At 63.0% G+C, this 20,510-nt stretch carries 18 protein-coding genes; 7 read left to right on the plus strand and 11 right to left on the minus strand.

What is annotated here, in order from left to right:
• The first annotated feature begins 12 nt into the window (after positions 1-12).
• The gene (locus LB558_RS21420) at positions 13-1,329 is read left to right on the plus strand and encodes a M20 family metallopeptidase (protein WP_224699357.1); all 1,317 of its coding nucleotides are present in this window, start codon (positions 13-15) and stop codon (positions 1,327-1,329) included.
• A gap of 126 nt (positions 1,330-1,455) precedes the next feature.
• Here the strand turns inward: LB558_RS21420 and LB558_RS21425 are convergent, their stop codons facing one another.
• The 5 genes from LB558_RS21425 to LB558_RS21445 are packed head-to-tail and all read right to left on the minus strand — an operon-like array spanning position 1,456 to position 6,079.
• Positions 1,456-2,490, minus strand: a complete 1,035-nt coding sequence (locus LB558_RS21425) for a branched-chain amino acid ABC transporter permease (protein ID WP_224699358.1) — start codon at positions 2,488-2,490, stop codon at positions 1,456-1,458.
• A complete protein-coding gene (locus tag LB558_RS21430) occupies positions 2,487-3,362 on the minus strand; it encodes a branched-chain amino acid ABC transporter permease (RefSeq protein ID WP_224699359.1) in 876 nt (291 codons plus the stop codon). Before LB558_RS21430 ends, LB558_RS21425 begins: the two co-directional genes overlap by 4 nt.
• Before the next feature lie 12 nt (positions 3,363-3,374).
• The gene (locus LB558_RS21435) at positions 3,375-4,088 is read right to left on the minus strand and encodes an ABC transporter ATP-binding protein (protein ID WP_127256929.1); all 714 of its coding nucleotides are present in this window, start codon (positions 4,086-4,088) and stop codon (positions 3,375-3,377) included.
• Positions 4,085-4,822: an ABC transporter ATP-binding protein gene (locus LB558_RS21440; protein WP_224699360.1), complete on the minus strand. Its 738-nt coding sequence runs from the start codon at positions 4,820-4,822 to the stop codon at positions 4,085-4,087. The genes LB558_RS21435 and LB558_RS21440 overlap by 4 nt, the downstream gene beginning before the upstream one ends.
• Before the next feature lie 3 nt (positions 4,823-4,825).
• Positions 4,826-6,079 (minus strand): ABC transporter substrate-binding protein, encoded by a 1,254-nt coding sequence (locus tag LB558_RS21445; protein WP_224699361.1) that lies wholly within the window; start codon positions 6,077-6,079, stop codon positions 4,826-4,828.
• 189 nt (positions 6,080-6,268) lie between these two features.
• Between LB558_RS21445 and LB558_RS21450 the strand changes: the two genes are divergently transcribed.
• The 3 genes from LB558_RS21450 (at position 6,269) to LB558_RS21460 (ending at position 12,522) form a co-directional block, all read left to right on the plus strand.
• Complete coding sequence (locus LB558_RS21450) at positions 6,269-7,087, plus strand: alpha/beta fold hydrolase (RefSeq protein ID WP_224699362.1); 819 nt, start codon at positions 6,269-6,271, stop codon at positions 7,085-7,087.
• 128 nt (positions 7,088-7,215) lie between these two features.
• Positions 7,216-11,025 carry a methionine synthase gene (gene metH, locus LB558_RS21455; protein WP_224699363.1) on the plus strand — a complete coding sequence of 1,270 codons (3,810 nt, stop codon included), beginning with the start codon at positions 7,216-7,218 and terminating at the stop codon, positions 11,023-11,025.
• Positions 11,026-11,127: 102 nt separating this feature from the next.
• Positions 11,128-12,522, plus strand: coding sequence for a multicopper oxidase family protein (locus LB558_RS21460; protein WP_224699364.1), 1,395 nt, complete (start codon positions 11,128-11,130; stop codon positions 12,520-12,522).
• A 33-nt stretch (positions 12,523-12,555) separates the two neighbouring features.
• On the opposite strand, the gene LB558_RS21465 is transcribed toward LB558_RS21460, so the two are convergent.
• The 3 genes from LB558_RS21465 to LB558_RS21475 form a co-directional block, all read right to left on the minus strand.
• Entirely contained in the window at positions 12,556-12,843 is a 288-nt protein-coding gene (locus LB558_RS21465; RefSeq protein WP_224699365.1) for a PTS sugar transporter subunit IIB, read from the minus strand.
• Between the two features lie 17 nt (positions 12,844-12,860).
• Positions 12,861-13,322, minus strand: coding sequence for a PTS sugar transporter subunit IIA (locus LB558_RS21470; RefSeq protein WP_063170054.1), 462 nt, complete (start codon positions 13,320-13,322; stop codon positions 12,861-12,863).
• 75 nt (positions 13,323-13,397) lie between these two features.
• Complete coding sequence (locus tag LB558_RS21475) at positions 13,398-14,804, minus strand: PTS galactitol transporter subunit IIC (protein ID WP_224699366.1); 1,407 nt, start codon at positions 14,802-14,804, stop codon at positions 13,398-13,400.
• A 342-nt stretch (positions 14,805-15,146) separates the two neighbouring features.
• Here LB558_RS21475 and LB558_RS21480 point away from each other — a divergent pair, with 342 nt between their 5' ends.
• From LB558_RS21480 to LB558_RS21490, 3 genes are all read left to right on the plus strand, one after another.
• Complete coding sequence (locus tag LB558_RS21480; protein ID WP_224699367.1) at positions 15,147-16,460, plus strand: NAD(P)H-dependent oxidoreductase; 1,314 nt, start codon at positions 15,147-15,149, stop codon at positions 16,458-16,460.
• Between the two features lie 66 nt (positions 16,461-16,526).
• The gene (locus LB558_RS21485; RefSeq protein ID WP_224699368.1) at positions 16,527-16,769 is read left to right on the plus strand and encodes a type II toxin-antitoxin system VapB family antitoxin; all 243 of its coding nucleotides are present in this window, start codon (positions 16,527-16,529) and stop codon (positions 16,767-16,769) included.
• Positions 16,769-17,161 carry a type II toxin-antitoxin system VapC family toxin gene (locus LB558_RS21490; RefSeq protein ID WP_224699369.1) on the plus strand — a complete coding sequence of 131 codons (393 nt, stop codon included), beginning with the start codon at positions 16,769-16,771 and terminating at the stop codon, positions 17,159-17,161. The genes LB558_RS21485 and LB558_RS21490 overlap by 1 nt, the downstream gene beginning before the upstream one ends.
• A gap of 8 nt (positions 17,162-17,169) precedes the next feature.
• On the opposite strand, the gene proC is transcribed toward LB558_RS21490, so the two are convergent.
• From proC to LB558_RS21505, 3 genes are read right to left on the minus strand one after another with little or no spacing between them, the layout of a single operon-like run.
• On the minus strand, positions 17,170-17,985 hold the full coding sequence (gene proC / locus LB558_RS21495; protein ID WP_224699370.1) for a pyrroline-5-carboxylate reductase: 816 nt from the start codon (positions 17,983-17,985) through the stop codon (positions 17,170-17,172).
• Between the two features lie 60 nt (positions 17,986-18,045).
• On the minus strand, positions 18,046-19,392 hold the full coding sequence (locus tag LB558_RS21500) for an O-antigen ligase family protein (RefSeq protein ID WP_224699371.1): 1,347 nt from the start codon (positions 19,390-19,392) through the stop codon (positions 18,046-18,048).
• Positions 19,361-20,359: a glycosyltransferase family 2 protein gene (locus LB558_RS21505; RefSeq protein ID WP_224699372.1), complete on the minus strand. Its 999-nt coding sequence runs from the start codon at positions 20,357-20,359 to the stop codon at positions 19,361-19,363. Before LB558_RS21505 ends, LB558_RS21500 begins: the two co-directional genes overlap by 32 nt.
• Positions 20,360-20,510: the final 151 nt, after the last annotated feature.

Raw genomic sequence — 20,510 nt, forward strand, 5'->3', positions numbered from 1 at the left:
AAGGAAGCGACAATGCCCGACAACCAGACCATCATCGATGCCGTGCAGGCTGAGATCGAGACCGATCGCGACTGGTTGATCGGCCTGACCCGCGACATGGTCCGTATCCCTTCGGTCAACCCCAAATTCGAGCCCAACCCGGCGATCAACCGCGAGGCGGATGTCCAGGCGCTGCTCGAACCGATCCTCAAGCAGGACGGGTTCAGGACCGAGCAATGGGATGCCTTGCCCGGCCGCCCCAATCTGGTCGGCGAATGGGCGGGAGACGAGGACCGCAGCCTGATCTTGTGCGGCCACATCGACGTGGTGCCGGTCGGCGCGATGAAGGACTGGTCGGTCGATCCGTTCGGCGGCGAGATCACCAATGGCCGGCTCTATGGCCGTGGCGCCGTCGACATGAAAGGCGGCGTCGCCGCTTGCATCGCCGCCGCGCGCGCGATCCGCAAGACGGGCATCACGTTGCAGGGCCGGCTCGCCATCCACTCCGTCGTCGACGAGGAAGCCGGCGGCTTCGGCGCCATGGACGCGGTCAAGAAGGGCAAGCTCGCCAAGGCGGTGCTGGTCGCCGAACCGACCTGGGGCGATGTCCTGCCGGTCGAAGGCGGGCTCGAATGGGCGCGGGTGACGATCCGCGGCCGCAACGCCCATTCCGCGCTGCGTTACAACGAGATTTATCCGCAGCGCCACGACAAGGACCGGCTGGAGCCGGGTGTCAACGCGATCGAGATCGCCGCCCGCTTCATCGCCGCCGTGCGCCAATATGAGCTGGACCGGACGCGGGCGAAATCCCATCCGCTGCTGCCGCTCGGCATGAACACCATCAACATCGGCGTCATGCATGGCGGCACCGGCCTTGGCGAACACGGCCTGCCGACCGTGATGACCAACCCGGCCATCATTCCCGATGTCGCGGTGCTCGATCTCGACATGAAATTCCTGCCGGACGAGAACTCGGCCGACTATCGCCGCGACTTCGAGACGTTCGTCCACCATTTCGCGCAGAACGATGCGTGGCTGCGCGACAATCCGCCGGCGATCCAGTGGGAGCTCGGCGGGCTACATTTTCCGCCGATGAACACGCCGGTCGACCATCCGCTGGTGACATCGCTGATGAAGCGCAAGGCCATGGTCGGCAAGGCGCCGCAGGTGCGCGGCTTCGTCGCCGTGTGCGATGCCGCACACTATGCCGGTGCCGGCGTCGACGGTGTCATCTTCGGCCCGTCGGGCGACGGTTTCCATGGTTCCGACGAATATATCGAGGTCGAATCGGTGGTCGAGACCGCCAAGGTGATCGCCGCTTCAGTCATCGATTGGTGCGGCATCCGTTAGAGCAATTCTAGGAAAAGTGTGAAGCGGTTTCCCGTCCAGAATTGCGTCAAAACAAAGAGTTGGAGCATTTCACCGCTTCTCTGAAACGGTGAGCTGCTCCAACGAGGAGCCACTATTCCGAGCCAATCAGGCCGGGCGTTTGAGCCGCCCGGCGACGGCGCCCCATGAAGCCTTGATCATGCCGACCAGGCCGCTCGGGTAGGCCAGCATCACGCCGATGATCAGCACCGCCGTGATCATCGGCCGCCAGGCGCCGAAATCGGCCATCCATTCGGCGAAGATCGTCAGCACGAAAGAAGCGATGATGGCGCCGTAGATGGTGCTGGTGCCGCCAAGCAGCACCATCGACAGGATGATGGTCGCGAGACTCATGCCGAAGACGTCGATCGATGCATTGCGCTGGTAGGCGGCGTAGAAGGCGCCGGCGATGCCGGTGAAGAAGGCACTTGCCGCAAGCGTCAGCATGCGCTGGCGCACGATCGAGACGCCGCGGCTGATGGCGTATTCCTCATTGTCACGCAAGGCGACGATGCTGGCCCCGGCGCGTGAGCGCACGAACACGCGCAGGAACAGCGTGCTTGCCACCAGCAGCGCCAGCGCGATGTAGAAATAGGCAAACTTGCCGTCGCGGACCATGTTGTGGTCGAACAGGTAGAGTCCGGGAATGCGCACCAGCCCTTGCGTGCCGCCGGTGATGGCGGACTGGCTGATGATCACCTGCATCACCAGTTGCGCGAAGCCGAAAGTGACCAGGATGATGTAGATGCCTTTCAGCCGCAGGATCGGGATGGTCACCAGGATCGCCGCCAGCGTCGCGATGACACCGCTGGCAAACAGCGCGATCCACGGGTCGAATTCGGCCAGCTTGGTTAGCAGGCTGTAGGCATAGACGCCGATGCCGAACAAAGCGAGATGGCCGAAATTGAAGACGCCGCCATAGCCGAGGCTGAGGTCCCAGTTCGAGGCGACGATCGCATAGATGAAGGCCATGATCAGGATGTGGCGGGCATAGGTGTCACCGAAGATCAGCGGCAGCAATGCCAGCAAGGCGAAGCCGAGCACGAAGCCGATGGCCTCGTGCTTCCATGGCGTGCGGCCGGGAGCGATCGGGGTTGCCGCCTCTGCATGGCCAAGGGTGATCGGCGATGTCGTGTCGGTCATGCTAGGCCTCGGGAGCGGCTGGCAAAGATGCCCTCGGGGCGCACCATCAGGGTAAGGATGAGCACGCCGAACAGCAATGCCGGCGTCCAGTACAAGCCGAAATAATAGCTGCAGGCGGCTTCGAAGAAGCCGATCAGATAGGCGGCGAAGATCGGGCCCGATATGCTCGATATGCCGCCGAAGACGACGACGATCAGCGCCTTCAGCAGTGGATCGCTGCCCATCACCGGCGACATGAAACGGTAGCCGCCCATGAAGATGCCGGCGAGCCCGGCCAGCGAAGCGGCAACGGCGAAGGCCAGCCCATAAAGCGCGGTGACGTTCAGCCCGACAAGGTGGCTGGCATCTTCATTCTGCGCTACGGCGCGCAGCGCCAGCCCCAGCCGCGTGCGGTTGAGGAACATCCAAAGTGCGGCCAGGATCAGCGGCGTGATGACGATGATGGCGATCTGGTGCAGGGAGACGCCGACGCCGCCGATGGTGGTGTTGCCGGCGATCAGCGCCGGGATCTGCTTCGAGCGCGGCCCCCAGATGGTCAGCGCGCCGTTCTCGATCAGCGATCCGGCTGCCAGCGTGGTGATGACGACGACCAGCACGATATTGGGCCGGCCGATCAGCGGCCGCACGACGCTCGCCTGCAGGATCCAGCCGACGCCGGCCATGACGACGACGGCGATGGGAAAGGCGACCGCCGCCGGCAGGCCGAGTTCGACCAACTGCCAGGCGATGTAGGCGCCCAGCATCATGAACACGCCATGGCTGAAATTGAACACGCCGATCGTCGTCCAGACGAGCGCCAGCCCGACCGCCATCATGGCGTAGAGCGAGCCCTGGAACAGGCCGCCGAACAGGATTTCCGCCAATGCGCTCATCTTCGGATTATCCTAATGGCCAAAATACATCGACATGATCTCGCCGTGGTCGAGGCTTTCGCCCGGCTTGATCTCGGTCGCCACCGCGCCATGGTTGACGAGGTAGAGTTGCTGCGTCAGCTCCAGCAGGAATTCGATATCCTGCTCGACGACGATCAGCGGCACGCCGCCGCGCGAAATGTCCATCACGGAGGCGCAGAGCTCATCCTTGATCTTGGGCGCCAGCCCCAGCGTCGGCTCGTCGAGGATCAGCAGGCGCGGATGGCTCATCAACGCCGTGCCGATCGACACCATCTGGCGCTCGCCGCCCGATAGCGTGCGCACGCGCTGGCGCCAGCGTTCCGCCAGTTTCGGGAACAGCCTGACCACCTTTTCGCGGTTCTCCGCCTCATGCGGCCGCGCGCGCGGCGAATAGGCGCCGAGCGCCATGCAGTCGGCGATCGAGAGATCGGGAAACAGCCGGTTGCCTTGCGGCACATGGATCAGGCCGGCGCCGACGATGGCCCGCGCGCTGTGGCCGACAATGTCTTGCCCGTCGAACAGGATGCGGCCGCTCTTCGGCTGCAGCAGCCCGGAGATCGCACGCAGCAGCGTCGTCTTGCCATGGCCGTTGGGGCCGAACAGGCCGACATTGCCGAAACGGCCGGCCTCCAGCGAGATATCGTGCAGCACGGTGACGCGGCCATAGCCGGCGGTGACGCCTTCGACGCTGAGGATGGGATTCACGCCGCCGACCTCCTCGTGCCGAGATAGGCCTCGATGACGCGCGGATCGGCAATCACGCCGGCCGGGTCGCCGGCGGCCAGCACGCGGCCATTGTTGAGCACCAGCAGATGCTGCGAAAGGCTCATCAGGAAGGTCAGCACGTGTTCGATCAGAAGGATGGTGATGCCGCGTTCGGCGGTGCGGCGGATCAGGCCGATAGACGTCTCGATCTCGGGTTTGGTCAGGCTCGATGCCGGCTCGTCGAGCAAGAGCATGCGCGGCTGCATGGCGATCGCGGTGGCAAGCATCAGGCATTTGCGCTCGAACACGGACAATTCGCCTGCAAGCCGGCCGAACGACTGGGATCCCAGCCCAACGAACTCCAGCGCCTCGGCGGCGGCATTGCGGGCCATGGCCGCTGTCTTTTCCTGCTTGCCGTAGCTGACGCCGATCAGCGCGTTCTCGAACACGGTCAGCCCGTCGAAGCTGGTCTCGCGCTGAAACGTGCGGGCAAGGCCGAGGCGTGCGATGGCGTGTCCCGATTTGCCGTTTATGGCAATGCCGTCAAACCGGATCTGGCCCCGGTCGGGGCCGAACGGGATGCCGGTGATGATGTTGAACAGCGTGCTCTTGCCGCTGCCGTTCGGGCCGGCGATGCCAAAGATCTCGCCGGCCTCGACCTTGAACGACACGCCGTCGACGGCCTTCAGCGAACCGAAGGCCTTCGACACGTCGTCCAGTTCAAGCAGGGCCATTCCCTACTTCATCCAGGGCTGGAGCTTGAAGGCGCCGGTGGCATATTTCTCCGGCGAGATCAGCGTGCGCTGGCCATCCCAGATCTGGAAGAAGGTGATCGGAATATAGTCGTCGCCCTGCGTGGCAAGGTGGGTGGCGGGATCGAATTTCAGCCGCCCTTCCGCGACCTGCTTGTCGGTCTCCGACAGCGCCTTCATGATCGCCGCATGGTCGGATGCGCCGCCGACCTTCTTGACCGCGTCGAAATAGACATTGGTCATTTCGTAGAGGCCGACGCCGTAGGTGCCGCTCTCGACGCCGTATTTTGCCTTGAACTTGGCTGCCACCTCATCGGCGCGTGGGTTCTTCGGCGTCGTCAGCGCGCCGCCGAGCAGGTTGTAGATGACACCATCCGATTTCTTGCCGGTCAGCTCGACGAATTCCGGAACGCTCGGCGCGTATTGCAGGAAGACGAGGCTCTTGGTCGGCTGCTCGAGGAACTGGTTGAGGAAGGATGCAGAATTGCCCGGCAGATAGTCGGTGTTGATGACGACATCGGGAACGTTCTCGCGCACCTTGGCGAGGATCGAACGCCAGTCGGTCACTTCGCCGAAGGGCACGATCTCGTCGACGGTGATGGTCCAGCCCTTCTCCTTGAAGGTCTTCTTCATGCCTTCGGAGATGGTCTTCGAATAGGCGTTGTCGGACGATATGATGGCGACTTTCTTGGTCGGCAGGGTGATCTTGCCATCGGCCGCGAGCTTCTCGACGAACAGGGTTACGTCGGTGTTGTAGGCGTCGAAGGAAGGCGTCAGCGACCAGCAGCACATGTATTTGTCGGGGCTCGGCGCGATGATGTCCCTGGTCTGCTGCGAGGTGGCCGCCAGCATGTAGGGCATTTCCGCCTCGGCCATGTTGTCGATCTCGAAATTGGTCAGGCTGGCATAGCCGGTCAGCATGAAGTGCACGCCCGGATCGCCAAGCAGGCGTTCGACGGCGCTGGTGACGTTGCCGGCGGACTGATCCTTGACGTCGCCGACCGCCAGTTCGAACGTATCCCCGGCAACGCCGCCGGCTGCGTTCGCCTCGTCGATGGCCATCTGCACGCCGCGCTGGAATTCCTGGCCGTCCGCCGCGGCAGGGCCGGTGAGCGGCGCAAGCAGGCCGATCTTGACAACGTCGGCAAAGGCGGGGGCGGCTGATGCGGCAAACATGCCGATCAGCGTCGTGCTCATCAGCATATGGCGGATTCGACTTGCGGCGGATTTGGACTTCATCGTGCTGTTCCCTGTTTTCCTCCCGTTCATCGGGAGTTGGATAATTGACAATCTACGCATAATTGTTCTTATTTGAAAAGGATTTTTCAACGCAACCTGGCCGGGAAGATGGTTCCCGCAAAGGTATGGAAGCCGTGGCGCTTTGCTGCGCAAATGCATTAAAACAGGGCATTCCCGACGGAGCGCACAATGACGATCTCGCAGAAGACCCTTGAAACCAGCCACGGCAAGATCGCTGTTCGCCAGACCAGTGGCCAGGGAGCCGCTGTTATGCTGATCCACGGCAATTCATCTTCCAGTGCCGTTTTCCGCAACCAGTTGGAGGGCCCGTTGGGCGAGCGCTACCACCTCATCGCTCCCGACCTGCCCGGCCATGGAGCGTCCGGCGATGCGATCGATCCGGAGCGTTCCTACAGCATGGAAGGCTATGCCGATGCCATGACCGAAGTGCTTGGGCTGCTCAGCATCGACAACGCCATCGTCTTCGGCTGGTCGCTCGGCGGCCATATCGGGCTTGAGATGATCGACCGCTTTCCCGGCCTGCTTGGCTTGATGATCACCGGCACGCCGCCCGTCTCGCCCGAGGAGGTCGGCAACGGCTTCAAGCCGAGCCCGCATATGCACCTTGCCGGCCAGGAAACCTTCACTGCCACCGATGTCGAGGCCTATGCGCGCAGCACCTGCGGCGAACCGTTCGAGCCGTTTCTCATCGACACGGTGGCGCGCACCGATGGGCGGGCACGGCGCCTGATGTTCGAGAAGTTCGCGGCCGGCACGGGTCGGAACCAGCGCGAGATCGTGGCCGGCAAGACGCCGCCGATCGCCGTTCTGAACGGCATCGACGAGCCATTCGTCAACACCGATTTCGTCTCCGCTGTGAAATTCTCCAATCTATGGGAAGGTAAAGCCCATCTGCTCGACAAATCCGGCCACGCGCCGTTCTGGGATTCGCCGGATCGCTTCAATCCGATCTTCGCCCGTTTCCTGGCAAGCGTCGACGGAGCGTAGGTCCCTCGGAAACCGGCGCCACGGACCGCCTTCGCGGTGGGTGGGTGACAATCACGCGCATCCATCGTATATTGACATAAAGATATCCTTATGTGACATGGAAAGGCCTGTCGCCAAAGGGATAAAAAATGTCGCAGAATTCTGCCTCGCTGGACGCATTGTTCGGCCCCGTCGCGGTAAAACCCGACGGCTCGGAGGTGCTTGCTGCACTCACCGCGGCGGCACGCGAGCGCATCCTCATCCTCGACGGCGCCATGGGCACGCAGATCCAGGGCCTCGGCTTCGACGAGCGCCAGTTTCGCGGCGAGGCTTTCGCCGGCTGCGCCTGCCACCAGCAAGGCAACAATGACCTCCTGATCCTGACGCAGCCGCAGGCGATCGAGGAGATCCATTATCAATACGCCATCGCAGGCGCCGATATCCTCGAAACCAACACCTTCTCCTCGACCTCGATCGCCCAGGCCGACTACGGGATGGAAGATGCCGTCTATGCGCTGAACCGCGACGGAGCGCGGCTGGTGCGGCGCGCAGCGGTGAGGGCCGAGCAGGAAGACGGCAAGCGCCGCTTCGTCGCCGGAGCGCTCGGGCCGACCAACCGCACCGCCTCGATGTCGCCCGACGTCAACAATCCCGGCTATCGCGCCGTGACCTTCGACGACCTGCGCCTTGCCTATGGCGAGCAGTTGCGCGGGTTGATCGATGGCGGCGCCGACATCATCCTGATCGAGACCATCTTCGACACGCTGAACGCGAAGGCGGCGATCTTCGCAGCGGAAGAGATCTTCGTCGAGAAGGGCGTGCGCCTGCCTGTGATGATTTCGGGCACCATCACAGACCTCTCCGGCCGCACGCTGTCGGGCCAGACGCCGACGGCCTTCTGGCATTCGGTACGCCATGCCAGCCCCTTCACCATCGGCCTTAACTGCGCGCTCGGCGCCAACGCGATGCGGGCGCATCTGGCCGAAATATCCGGTGTCGCCGACACTTTTGTTTGCGCCTATCCGAATGCCGGCCTGCCCAATGAATTCGGCCGGTATGACGAGAGCCCGGAATTCATGGCCGCGCAGATCGAGGATTTCGCCAGGGAAGGGCTGGTCAATGTCGTCGGCGGCTGCTGCGGCTCGACGCCGGAGCACATCCGCGCCATCGCCGAAGCGGTGAAGAAATATCCGCCGCGCGCCATTCCGCACATCGCGCCGAAGATGCGCCTGTCCGGGCTGGAGCCGTTCACGCTGACCGACGAGATTCCCTTCGTCAATGTCGGCGAGCGCACCAATGTCACCGGGTCAGCCAAGTTCCGAAAACTGATCACGGCGGGCGACTATGTCGCCGCACTCGACGTCGCGCGCGACCAGGTCGCCAACGGCGCCCAGATCATCGACATCAACATGGACGAGGGTCTGATCGATTCGAAGAAGGCGATGGTCGAATACCTCAATCTGACCGCCGCCGAGCCGGACATCGCCCGCGTCCCGGTCATGGTCGACAGTTCGAAGTGGGAGATCATCGAGGCCGGGCTGAAATGCGTGCAGGGCAAGCCGCTGGTCAACTCCATCTCGATGAAGGAGGGCGAAGAGGCATTCCTGCATCATGCCAGGTTGGTGCGTGCCTATGGCGCGGCGGTGGTCGTCATGGCCTTCGACGAGGACGGCCAGGCCGACACCAAGGCACGCAAGGTCGAGATCTGCACCCGCGCCTACAAGCTCCTGACCGAGCAGGCCGGCTTCCCGCCCGAGGACATCGTCTTCGATCCCAATGTCTTCGCCATTGCCACCGGCATCGAGGAGCACGACAATTACGGCGTCGACTTCATCGAGGCGACCGGCGAGATCACCGGCACGCTGCCGCATGTCCACATTTCAGGCGGCGTCTCGAACCTGTCCTTCTCGTTTCGCGGCAACGAGCCGGTGCGCGAGGCCATGCATGCCGTATTCCTCTACCATGCCATCCAGCGCGGCATGGACATGGGCATCGTCAATGCCGGTCAGCTCGCCGTCTACGACACGATCGAGCCTGATCTGCGCGAGGCCTGCGAGGATGTCGTGCTCAACCGCGTGCCCAGGGGCGGCGGCACCGCCACCGAACGCATGCTGGAGATCGCCGAACGCTTCAAGGGCACGGCGGGCCAGGAAGCCAAGGAGCGCGATCTTGCCTGGCGCGAATGGACTGTCGAGCAGCGGATCAGCCACGCGCTGGTCAACGGCATCACCGAATTCATCGATGCCGACACCGAGGAAGCCAGGCTGGCCGCCGAGCGCCCGCTGCATGTCATCGAAGGCCCGCTGATGGCCGGCATGAACGTCGTCGGCGATCTGTTCGGCGCGGGTAAGATGTTCCTGCCGCAAGTGGTGAAGTCGGCGCGGGTGATGAAGCAGGCGGTGGCCGGATTGCTGCCGCATATGGAAGCCGAGAAGCTGGCCAATGCCGCCAACGGCATCGACAATGGCGAGCGCCAGACAGCGGGAAAAATCCTGATGGCGACGGTGAAGGGCGATGTCCATGACATCGGCAAGAACATCGTCGGCGTGGTTCTCGCCTGCAACAATTACGAGATTATCGATCTCGGCGTCATGGTGCCGGCGGCCAGGATCCTGCAGACAGCGCGCGACCAAAATGTCGACATCATCGGCCTGTCCGGCCTGATCACGCCGTCGCTCGACGAGATGGTGCATATGGCCGCCGAGATGGAGCGTGAAGGTTTCGATATCCCGCTGCTGATCGGCGGCGCGACGACCAGCCGCGTGCACACGGCGGTGAAAATTCACCCGCGCTATACCAGGGGTCAGACGGTCTACGTCACCGACGCCAGCCGGGCGGTCGGCGTGGTCTCGTCCTTGCTGTCGAACGAGAGCAAGGGCGGCTACGTCGACACGGTGCGCGCCGAATACAAGAAGGTCGCCGACGCGCATGCCCGCTCCGAAGCCGACAAGCAGCGGCTGCCGCTGGCCAAGGCGAGGGCCAATGCGCACCGCATCGACTGGTCTCAATATGAGCCGCCGAAGCCGTCCTTCACAGGGGTGAAAGTCTTCGAGAACTGGGACCTGACCGAGCTCGCACGCTACATCGATTGGACGCCGTTCTTCCAGACCTGGGAGCTGAAGGGCCGCTATCCGAAGATACTTGGGGACGAGGCGCAAGGCGCCGCCGCGCGCCAGCTGTTCGAGGATGCGCAGGCGATGCTGAAGAAGATCATCGCCGAGAAATGGTTCGCGCCGCGCGGCGTTATCGGTTTCTGGCCGGCCAATGCTGTCGGCGACGACATCAGGCTTTTCACGGACGAGAAGCGCTCACAGGAATTGGCGACCTTCTTCACGCTGCGCCAGCAACTGACCAAGCGCGACGGCAAGGCCAATGTCGCGCTATCGGATTTCGTCGCCCCAGCGGAGTGTGGCAAGCCGGATTACATCGGCGGCTTCATCGTTACCGCCGGAATCGAGGAGGTGGCGATCGCGGAGCGTTTCGAGCGCGCCAACGACGACTATTCGTCGATCATGGTCAAGGCGCTGGCGGACCGCTTCGCCGAAGCTTTTGCCGAGCGTATGCATGAGAAGGTGCGCAAGGAATTCTGGGGCTATGCGCGAGATGAAGCGCTGGCGCCGGACGAGCTGATCGGCGAACCCTATCGCGGCATCCGCCCCGCGCCCGGCTATCCGGCGCAGCCTGACCACACCGAGAAGGCGACTTTGTTCCGGCTGCTCGACGGCGAAGGCAATGCCGGCGTCAGCCTGACGGAAAGCTACGCGATGTGGCCGGGCTCGTCGGTGTCGGGACTCTATCTGGCGCATCCCGAAAGCTATTATTTCGGCGTCGCCAAGGTCGAACGCGACCAGGTCGAGGATTATGCGCGCCGCAAGGCGATGCCGTTGGCCGAGGTCGAGCGCTGGCTTGGCCCCATCCTCAACTACGTGCCGGCTCACTATGCCGAGGCGGCCGAATAGCGACGGCATGCGTTCAACAGAATTTGCGCTGGTTGCCGGCTTGTGATCCATGGCGTGGCGGTTACACCTTCGCGGGCAGTCGCCTTGCAGTTGGAGCGCCGAATGACCTTACTCACACGCCGCAGGCTTTTGAAAACGGCAGCGATTGCCGGCGCGGGCGGGGCCGGGCTTTCGGCCATGGGCCGGCTTGGTGGCTGGGCCGCTGCCACGCCCGAGCCGGTGGTTTTGCAGACGGCAAAGATCCAGACGAAGCTGATGGATGTCGGCCAGACCAGGGATGTGCTGACTTATGGCAACGTCGGAATGCCGCCCGTGCTCAGAATGAAAAAGGGCGAGCCCTTCGCTGCACGCCTTGTCAACGCGATCGACGATCCGACGACGATCCACTGGCACGGCATTCGCGTTCCAAACAAGATGGACGGCGTGCCGTTCCTGGTCCAGCCCTACGTCTACACCGGCGATCATTTCGACTACGCCTTCACGCCGCCCGATGCCGGCACCTTCTGGTACCACCCGCATTGCAACACGCTGGAGCAGATGGGCCATGGCCTGACCGGCGTGATCGTGGTCGAGAATCCCAACGATCCGAAATTCGATGCCGAAATCGTCCTCAACCTGCGCGACTGGCGCCTCGGCGACGACGGTCAGTTCATCGACCAGTTCCGGCCGCGCGATGCCGCGAGAACCGGCACTTACGGCACGGTGCGCACCGCCAATTGGCTCGACCAGCCGCAATATGATGCGCCGGCCGGCGGACTGGCGCGGCTGCGCGTCGCCATCACCGACGTCACGCGTATCTACGCTTTTCGCGTCGACGGTGCGGAGGCGAGTGTCATGGCGCTCGACGGCAATCCGGTGCCTGAGCGTTTTTCTCCCGATGCCTTGCTGCTTGGACCGGGACAGCGCCTGGAGCTGGCCATACGCATGCCCGACGAGGAAGGCGCGATCATCAGCTTGAGGGACGTCAGGGGTACCAAGCCAAAAATCCTGGCAACCCTGCACGCGACCGGAAACTCCCTCAAACGGAACATTCACGATGTTGCTCCACTGGAGCTCAATCCGGTGTCGGAAGTAGATCTCACCAGCGCCCAACATATTTCCCTGGCGCTCAGCGCCACGGCGGAAAACGTCCCGAGCGATGGCATCTGCGGTTCGCTGGGCTACAGTTTCTGGGCCATCAACAAAGTGCCGTGGCCCGGTGACACCAAGGATCCGACCGCGCCACTGGCCGAACTGAAGCTCGGGCGCAGCTACGTCATCGACATGGAGAACCTTACGCCGCAATCCCATCCGATGCATCTGCACGGCATGAGCTTCAAGGTGCTGTCATCCTCGACGCGCCAGGTCCAGCCCGTGATTTCCGACACCTATCTCATCCAGCCCAACGAAAAGGTTCAGCTCGGTTTCGTCGCCGACAATCCCGGCGACTGGCTGCTGCACTGCCACATCATCGAGCATCAGAAATCGGGCATGACGAGCTACGTCACGGTGGTGTGAAGCCGCGTCAGCCTGCGCGTAGCGTCTGGACCGTCACTTGCGCAATTGCGCCTCGATCTCGTCGAGCACTTTTTCCTTGCCGATGCCGGTGAGGAAGGCGAGGCCCTTGATCACCGGCTTGGTCACCGAAGCGGAGATCGGGGTGGTTGCGACGATGAAGTCGACATTGTCGGCCAGTCCGGGCACTTCGGTGGCCTTTGCCTGCTGGGCGTTGAAGGTGAGGCCGCGTTTCTTCATTTCCTCGGTGACGGCGACATTGACCGCAGTCGAGGTGGCGATGCCCGTGCCGCAGGCAAAGAGAATGGTTTTCTGTCTGGACATCTCTGCTTCTCCTTGTTTCAGCCGAGTACGGCTCGCACGTCTTCGAGGGTTCTGGCCGACCTCAAATCATCCAAGGCTTGCGGGTTCTGGATGGTGGCCATGACGGCCTGCAACGCCTCAATCTGCTTGTCCTTGTCGTTGATGGCAAGCAGGAAGACGAAACCGACCGGCAGCATCTCGTCGGGATCCTCCATGTTGGCGAAGGTCACTGGTTGCTTCAATGTGCCCATCGCGATGCCAGGCTTCAGCACATGCTCCGGATCGGTGTGCGGCACCGCGACATTGTCGGAACGTTCCAGCGGCAGTCCGGTCGGGATGGTCAATTCGCGGCGCACGACCGCGTCGGCATAGGAGCTTTTGACATAGCCAAGAGTCTCCAGCCGGCCGGCCAGAATGCGGATGATCTCCTCATTGGTCGAGGCATCGGATCCGAGCACGATCGCGTCGGGGTCCAGAAGCTGCATGAGGCCGTCGGACATTCTTTGCTCCGTCGATGAATCGTGCGCCCCGAGGTAGGGCGCACGATCGGTTTAAAGGGTGGACGCTATCAGGGTTCAGGCCGTCTCTTCGGCCGGCTCGTCCTCGGCGCCCGCGGCCCGCTCCCAGCCGAGCGGATTGCGGCGGTAAAGGACAAACAATGCCGCGATGACCACCGCGATCACGATGATGCCGATAAGTCCAAGCCCCTGGATCGCCTCGATGACCACATAAGGCACCCACAGGAAGCCGTCGACCACCGAGGTGATCTGCAGCGCGTCCGCCGGCAGCTTGAAGCCCGACGAGACTGCTGCACTGGTGAACAGCGGCGCCAGCGCGTTGGCGACGTAGAAGCCGATGGCCAGCGTAACCGTGCCGATCACCACCATGCGGAACACGTTGCCTTTGACCAGAGGCGCGGTCATGGCGACGATGAAGGGGATGACCGCAAGGTCGGCGAACAGGATGACGCGGTTGCCCGGCAGGATGATGGACAGGATGATTGCGATCGGCACCAGGATCAGTGACGACGAGATCGCCGCCGGATGGCCGATCAGGATCGCGGAATCGAGGCCAACAAGAAGCTCGCGATCGCCCGTGCGCTTGCGCACGAATGCCTGGGCTGCGTCGGAAACCGGCAGCAGGCCCTCCATCAGGATCTTGACCATGCGCGGCAGCAACAGCATGACCGCCGCCAGCGTCATGCCGGTGCCCAGAACCTTTGCCAGCACCACGCTGAGATCACCCGCATTGTAGAAGGCGATCGCACCAAGCACGAGGCCGATGATGAGGCCCATCACGACAGGTTCGCCGAACACGCCGAACCTGCGCTCGATCGTATCGGTGTTGATGTTGATGCGGTTGATCCCTGGAATGCGGTCCATGATCCAGTTGAGCACAATGGCGATCGGCAGGATCTGCGCCGAGGCGAGATGCGGCACCGAAATGCCGGGGACGCCGTAAAACTGCTGCACCGCGCGTGCCGACCAGTCGGCAAACAGCAGCGAGAGTGCCGCGACAAGTGCTGCGACCGCGATGCCATAGGCCAGATTGTCGGTTGCGGCGACGACCAGCGAGCCGACAAAGGCGAAGTGCCAGAAATTCCAGACGTCGACATTGAGCGTGCGCGTCATGCGTGTCAGCAACAGCACGATGTTGACGAGGATGCCGACCGGAATGACCCAAAGGCCGACCGATGAGCCGAAGGCGATCGCGGCCGCGGAGGGCCAGCCGACATCGATGATGTCGCGATGGATGCCGGTGTTGGTGACGATGGCCTTGGCAACGTCGCCAATCGACGTGAACATGAGGCCAAGCACCAGATTGATGCCGATGAAGGCGACGCCGATGGTGACGGCGGCACGAAAAGCCTTGCTGACCTTGGCGCCCAGAACCACGGCGATGATGAAAATGACAATTGGCAGCAGGATCGTCGGGCCAAGCGTATCGATGGCCCCTTTTAGGCCCGCGAGAACAGTATCCATTTTTCCTCCCCTGGAGCCGCGAGCCTTCGCTCGACGCCTCGCAATGATGCTCCATCCAGCCTTTGACGCGCCCTGGCGCAAAGACACTCCCCAATTTGCCCCAGAGCCGAATGCTCCCCGACTGTCACGTCGGTGAACATTTGCCTTTGTTGACAAACGAATGTTTTATTGAGGTTGTCCGCTGCAATGTCAATTGGTTGCGCTTCGGCCAATCGAGCCTCGGCGGACGTCTCTTCCGAGACGATTTCGTGGGAAATTGCCGGTCGCGACCGGGTTTCGTTGGCAAATGGAACCCGTTCCCTGCTATCCGACCCAAATCACGAAGCTGTGGACATTTCCTGCATGACCAACGTCGCCCTGACCGGGCTTGCCCGTGATCTCGCCAAGCGTGCCGCCGAAGGCCGCCCGGTGCGCATCGGTGTCATCGGTTCGGGCGAAATGGGCACCGATCTGGTCACGCAGGGCATGCTGATGCCGGGCATTTCGGTCTGCGCCGTCTCGACGCGCCGCCCGCACACCGCGCGCGATGCCATCCGTATCGCCTATGGCGACGAAGCCATGGCGGTCGAAGCTGACACCGCGTCGAAAGTCACCGGCGCCGTCGAGAGCGGCAAGATCGCCATCACCTCCAACGAGATGCTGGTCACCAACCCGCTGATCGACGTCGTCATCGACGCCACCGGCAAGCCGGGCGTCGCCGCCGATTTCGATCTGATGGCGATGGAGCACGGCAAGCATCTGGTGATGATGAACGTCGAGGCCGACGTCACCATCGGCTGCTATCTGAAGCAGCAGGCCGACCGGCTTGGCGTCGTCTATTCGGTGGGTGCGGGGGACGAGCCGTCGAGCTGCATGGAACTGATCGAGTTCGCGTCGGCGCTCGGGTTGACCATCGTCTCGGCCGGCAAGGGCAAGAACAACCCGCTCAACCACGATGCCGTGCCGGACGACTATCGCGCCGAAGCGATCCGCCGCAACATGAACCCGCGTATGCTGGTCGAGTTCGTCGACGGTTCCAAGACCATGGTCGAGATGTGCGCCATCGCCAACGCCACCGGGCTGGTGCCCGATGTCCCCGGCATGCACGGTCCGAGGGCCGACCGCGATGACCTCGCCAAGGTGCTGATCCCGCGTGAGGATGGCGGACTGCTGACGAAGAAAGGCGTCGTCGACTACACGGTCGGCAAGGGCGTCGCGCCTGGCGTCTTCGTCATCGTCGAGGCGACGCATCCGCGCATCATCGAGCGCATGGACGATCTGCATATCGGCCACGGCCCCTACTACAACCTGTTCCGGCCCTATCATCTGACCTCGCTGGAAGTGCCGCTGACCGCCGCCCGCATCATGCTGTTCGGCAAGCCCGACATGGTACCGCTGCCGCGGCCCGTTGCCGAAGTCTGCGCCGTCGCTAAGCGCGACCTTGCCGCCGGCGAGACCTTCGATGCGATCGGCGAGACCTGCTACCGCTCCTGGACCATGACCGTCGGCGAAGCCCGCGCCCAGCGCGCCGTGCCGGTCGGCCTGCTCGAGGGCGGCAAGGTGCTGAACCCGGTCAGGAAAGGCGAATTGCTGACGTCAGACAATGCGTCGCCCGATCCGACGACCAGACTGTTTGCCTTGCGCCGGCTGCAGGACGAGATGCTGTACGGAAAATAGTCCGTTGTGGCGCTGTCATGACAAATGCACTATGTTGTAGTGGCAAACGTCGCTGAGGACAGGTCAATGAATCTCCAGATCAGGGATCCGCGCGCCCGCGAACTGGCGCGTCAGCTCGCCGCCAAACGCAAGATTTCCATGACCGAGGCGGTCATCGAAGCGCTTGAGTCTGAATTGAAACGGGAAAGCGGACGCGTTCCCCTAGCGGATCGACTTGCTGCCATCGCCGAGGATCTTAGGGCCAAAGCCGGCCAGGGCGGCCGCCCTGTAAGTAAGGATGAGATCGACGACATGTGGGGACATTCCTGATGTTCGTCGATACCTCTGTCGTTGTCGCAATTCTCTCGAGAGAAGGGGACGCCGGTGAATGGAGCAATCGAATCCAGGCAACACCACACAAAATAACTTCACCACTAGTCGTGCTCGAAGCAGCAATGCGGCTCTCCACCATGCTTGCTATCGAGCCTGTTGTTGTGGAAGCGGCGATAGAGGCGTTTCTGCGCGAAGCTGAAATCGAAATCGTGCCGATCGGCGCCGGCGATGCCAAGCTGGCGGTTCAAGCGTTCTCGGACTATGGGAAGGGGCGCGGGCATCCCGCCCAGCTCAACCTTGCAGATTGCCTGTCCTACGCTTGTGCCAAGAGTCACGGCGCGGCTTTGCTCTACAAGGGCAACGACTTCTCGCACACGGATCTCGCTTAAACGTCCGTTTATTTCCCCAGTTCGACCGACCGCAGCCGCGCAGCCTCCACCGCCTGCGTCAGCAGATTGGTCAGCCGGTCCTCGCCCATCAGCACGTCCAGCGCCGCGGCCGTCGTGCCCTTGGGGCTGGTGACTTGCTGGCGCAGCACACCCGGTTCCTCGCCGCTTTCGGCGGCAAGCGAGGCGGCGCCGTAGACGGTCTGCATGGCGAGCAGCTTGGCGGTCGCCGTCGGCAGCCCGGCCTTCTCGGCTGCCACGGTCAGCGCTTCGATGAAATGGAAGATATAGGCCGGCCCCGATCCGGACACGGCGGTCACCGCATCCATCAGGCCCTCATCGTCGATGGTGGTCACTTCGCCGCTCGCCGACAAAAGGTCGGCGACGAAACGCTTGGTGTCATCGGACACGAGCTTGTTGGAGAACACCACCATCATGCCCTTGCCGATCGCCGCCGGCGTGTTGGGCATGCAGCGCACGATCGGCGCGCGGTTGCCGAGGATTTCCTCGAAGGTGGCGGCAGGCGTGCCGGCGGCGATGCTGACAAAGGTGGTGCGGCCGTCGCCGAAACGCTCGTAGGAGGCCGTGACGTCGCGGATCACCTGCGGCTTCACCGCGATGACGACGAGATCGGGCACGGCATCGGCTGGTATGCTACTGGCATCGGCTGATGTCGCGCAGCCCAGCGCTGCCGCGCGATTGCGCAGATCGGCATTGGGCTCGACCACGAAAACCGCCGACGGCGCAAGCTTGCCGGATTTCAGCCAGCCCGTGAGCATGGCGTAGCCCATATTGCCGCAGCCGGCGAGAACAAGCCTGATCGTCATCGAAAGCCCTCCGAAGGAAAGCCATCACATAGACGCTGGCGCTTGCCTGGGGAAGCCCTGTCAGGACGGACGGGAAGATTGCGCACCGTGATCGGGATCACGAACCGCCATCGGCCGGAGTGAGACCTGCCTGAGGCCAAGCACGCCGAGCACGAAGAACAGCCACACCGGGTCGCCGCGATGGAAGAAGAAGCTTTCGAGGAAAGCGTTCAGCGCTGTGAACAGCACCACCATCATGAAGAAATCGCCGAGAAAGATGTTCTCTCTGCGCAACGGAATGCGCATGTAGTCGCGCAGCGGCGCGATGAGGAAGGTGTAGACCGCCACACACAGTGCCGGGATGCCCATCAGCACGGCGATGTCGAGATAGCCGTCATGGCCGTGCACGATGGTTCTGATGTCCCACGGCCGGTCGAAGGGCTGGTCCTGGTTGAGCAAGAGCGGCGTGCCCCAGAAGCTCTCATAGCCGTAGCCGGTCCATGGCTTCTTCGCCAGCATGCTGCCGGCGAACTCCCACAGTGTCGTGCGTCCGGTATAGGTCATGTCGGGGAAATAGATCGCCGCGAGATGTTTTACAGGCGGCAGGAAGACGATGCCCAGTGTGCCGACCGCCGTGGCGATGATCGCCAGGGCAAACAGGATCGGCGTGCCGAGCCGCATGCCTATCAGGCTCGGGAACATCACGATCAGGATAGAGAACGGCACCAGGCCGGCTGTCGTCTTTGAACCGGTGTGCAGCATGAAGATCATCGCTGCGAAGAAGATCCCGGCACCCCAGTAGCGCTGTCCGCGCCGGTAGAGATAGAGGCCTGCGAAGCTGAGGCAGGCCATGATCGGCCCGGCGATGTTCTTGTGGGTGAACACGCCGCGCCACAGGCCGGCATGCTCGGGCTCCTGCGAGTCGGCTGTGTGCATCGCCTCGTGCGGAAAGACGATGAGGCCGAGATAGGAAAGGCCCATGACCACGACGGCGGTGAAGATGATCACCTTCGAAAAGGCCTCGGCGTCGCGCGGCAGCACCAGGATCGTCGCCATCGTCAGGATGCCGATCAGCGTGAAGGAAGCGGCGCGCATGGCCGAAGGCGGATCGGTCGACAGGATCACCGAGAGGAAAAAGAAGCCCAGCATCAGCACCCAGGACGGGCTGAGCAGCGAGCGCACCACGCGCGGATCGGCAAAGGCCATCAGCGAGAAGATCGACAAGGCGCCGAGCGAACCGAAGCCAAGCTGGTTGACGATGTCGCCGCCTTGACCGGTGAGTTCGGCGCCGGCCGGCTGGAACGGCCGGAAGGACACCATGATGACGGTGAACAGCAGCGCGGCAATGGCGGTGGCCACGCCTTCGCGCGTGAACGCGTCGCTGAGCGGCGCGCGCTCAGTTTTTCTCAGGCTGGCGGTATTGCTCATTGGCATATCCGAATTCTGCCAGCACGCGGCCCAGCGCCACATGGACGGGGTAGATGGCGATATCAGGCGATCCGGTCCGCGCCAGCCGGATCAGGCCGCGAAACGGCGAGGCGGCAAGCAGTGCCAGGCTCTTCAGCAACACTTTGGCGCCGGCCATTGGTGTGCCGGCGCGCTTCTTCTTTTCGACGAGTGTCGAGATGACGCCGTTGCGCAGGCTGCGGGCTCGAATCCAGTCGGCTTCGGTACGCCGCGCCGGAACGGCTTCCAGCACCTTGGCCTCGGCGCACCAACCCAGAACAAAGCCCTTTTGCGCCGACCGGCTGAGAAAGTCGGAATCGCCGCCGCCCATGAAGTTGAATCTGAGATCGAGAAACGGCGGACCCATGGCGATCAGCACGTTGCGCCCGACCAGAAGATTGCCGGACGAATAGAGCGCCGGCACGCGTCCGGTTTCACGGTAAGGCGGCGCGAACACCGGATGCTCGGCCCATCGCGCATGGGCGGGGTCGGCAAACATGGGCACCTGTGGGCCGCCGACAATGTCGGCGCCGAGCGTTTCGGCAGCCCGGCACATCCGTTCCAGCCACTGCGGATCGGCGATCTCGTCATCGTCGATGACCAGCAGATGCCTGAAGTTCGGGAATTGCAGGATGGCCGTCTGCCAGCCGGCATTGTAGGCGCTGCAATTGCCGCGCTCATGCGCGATGATGACGAGGCCCGGCATCTCACCGCGCTCGAACAGCGGCAGCGCCGCCTTGGCGCCGGCCCGCGTCTCAGCTTCGTTCTCCATGACGATCACGGCAAAGCGCCTGCCGGTTTGCTGCGCGCGCAGCGACGCCAGCGTTTCCAGCACCTGCTCGGGACGCTTGAAGGTAGGCAAGGTGACGACGGCTTCGACGGCCTCGACGTCGAGCCGCGGCGCGCGTCCCGCGATCGATACCGAACCGTCCGATGGCAAAGGGATCATCCGTGTCCAGCCACATGGTGAGTTGGGCTCTGGTAGCACCACGGTTGATAAGGTTTCGTTAATCACCTTGCACGGAGAAGCCCCGCAGGCAGGGACTTTCGGTCGTCGAATGTGCTGGCTTAATCAAGGGTTCACCGCACTTTGCTACCGG

The sequence above is a fragment of the Mesorhizobium sp. CO1-1-8 genome, from assembly GCF_020164875.1.
Lineage (GTDB): Bacteria > Pseudomonadota > Alphaproteobacteria > Rhizobiales > Rhizobiaceae > Mesorhizobium.

Bases quoted from the DNA above. Each gene is read 5' to 3' on its own strand.
- LB558_RS21440 (WP_224699360.1), bottom strand. From the start codon at position 4,822: ATGGCCCTGCTTGAACTGGACGACGTGTCGAAGGCCTTCGGTTCGCTG.
- LB558_RS21490 (WP_224699369.1), top strand. From the start codon at position 16,769: ATGTTCGTCGATACCTCTGTCGTTGTCGCAATTCTCTCGAGAGAAGGG.
- LB558_RS21470 (WP_063170054.1), bottom strand. From the start codon at position 13,322: ATGTCCGACGGCCTCATGCAGCTTCTGGACCCCGACGCGATCGTGCTC.
- LB558_RS21460 (WP_224699364.1), top strand. From the start codon at position 11,128: ATGACCTTACTCACACGCCGCAGGCTTTTGAAAACGGCAGCGATTGCC.
- LB558_RS21500 (WP_224699371.1), bottom strand. From the start codon at position 19,392: ATGAGCAATACCGCCAGCCTGAGAAAAACTGAGCGCGCGCCGCTCAGC.
- LB558_RS21485 (WP_224699368.1), top strand. From the start codon at position 16,527: ATGAATCTCCAGATCAGGGATCCGCGCGCCCGCGAACTGGCGCGTCAG.
- LB558_RS21445 (WP_224699361.1), bottom strand. From the start codon at position 6,079: ATGAAGTCCAAATCCGCCGCAAGTCGAATCCGCCATATGCTGATGAGC.
- LB558_RS21425 (WP_224699358.1), bottom strand. From the start codon at position 2,490: ATGACCGACACGACATCGCCGATCACCCTTGGCCATGCAGAGGCGGCA.
- metH (WP_224699363.1), top strand. From the start codon at position 7,216: ATGTCGCAGAATTCTGCCTCGCTGGACGCATTGTTCGGCCCCGTCGCG.
- LB558_RS21475 (WP_224699366.1), bottom strand. From the start codon at position 14,804: ATGGATACTGTTCTCGCGGGCCTAAAAGGGGCCATCGATACGCTTGGC.
- LB558_RS21420 (WP_224699357.1), top strand. From the start codon at position 13: ATGCCCGACAACCAGACCATCATCGATGCCGTGCAGGCTGAGATCGAG.
- LB558_RS21480 (WP_224699367.1), top strand. From the start codon at position 15,147: ATGACCAACGTCGCCCTGACCGGGCTTGCCCGTGATCTCGCCAAGCGT.
- LB558_RS21450 (WP_224699362.1), top strand. From the start codon at position 6,269: ATGACGATCTCGCAGAAGACCCTTGAAACCAGCCACGGCAAGATCGCT.
- LB558_RS21465 (WP_224699365.1), bottom strand. From the start codon at position 12,843: ATGTCCAGACAGAAAACCATTCTCTTTGCCTGCGGCACGGGCATCGCC.
- LB558_RS21505 (WP_224699372.1), bottom strand. From the start codon at position 20,359: ATGATCCCTTTGCCATCGGACGGTTCGGTATCGATCGCGGGACGCGCG.
- LB558_RS21430 (WP_224699359.1), bottom strand. From the start codon at position 3,362: ATGAGCGCATTGGCGGAAATCCTGTTCGGCGGCCTGTTCCAGGGCTCG.
- proC (WP_224699370.1), bottom strand. From the start codon at position 17,985: ATGACGATCAGGCTTGTTCTCGCCGGCTGCGGCAATATGGGCTACGCC.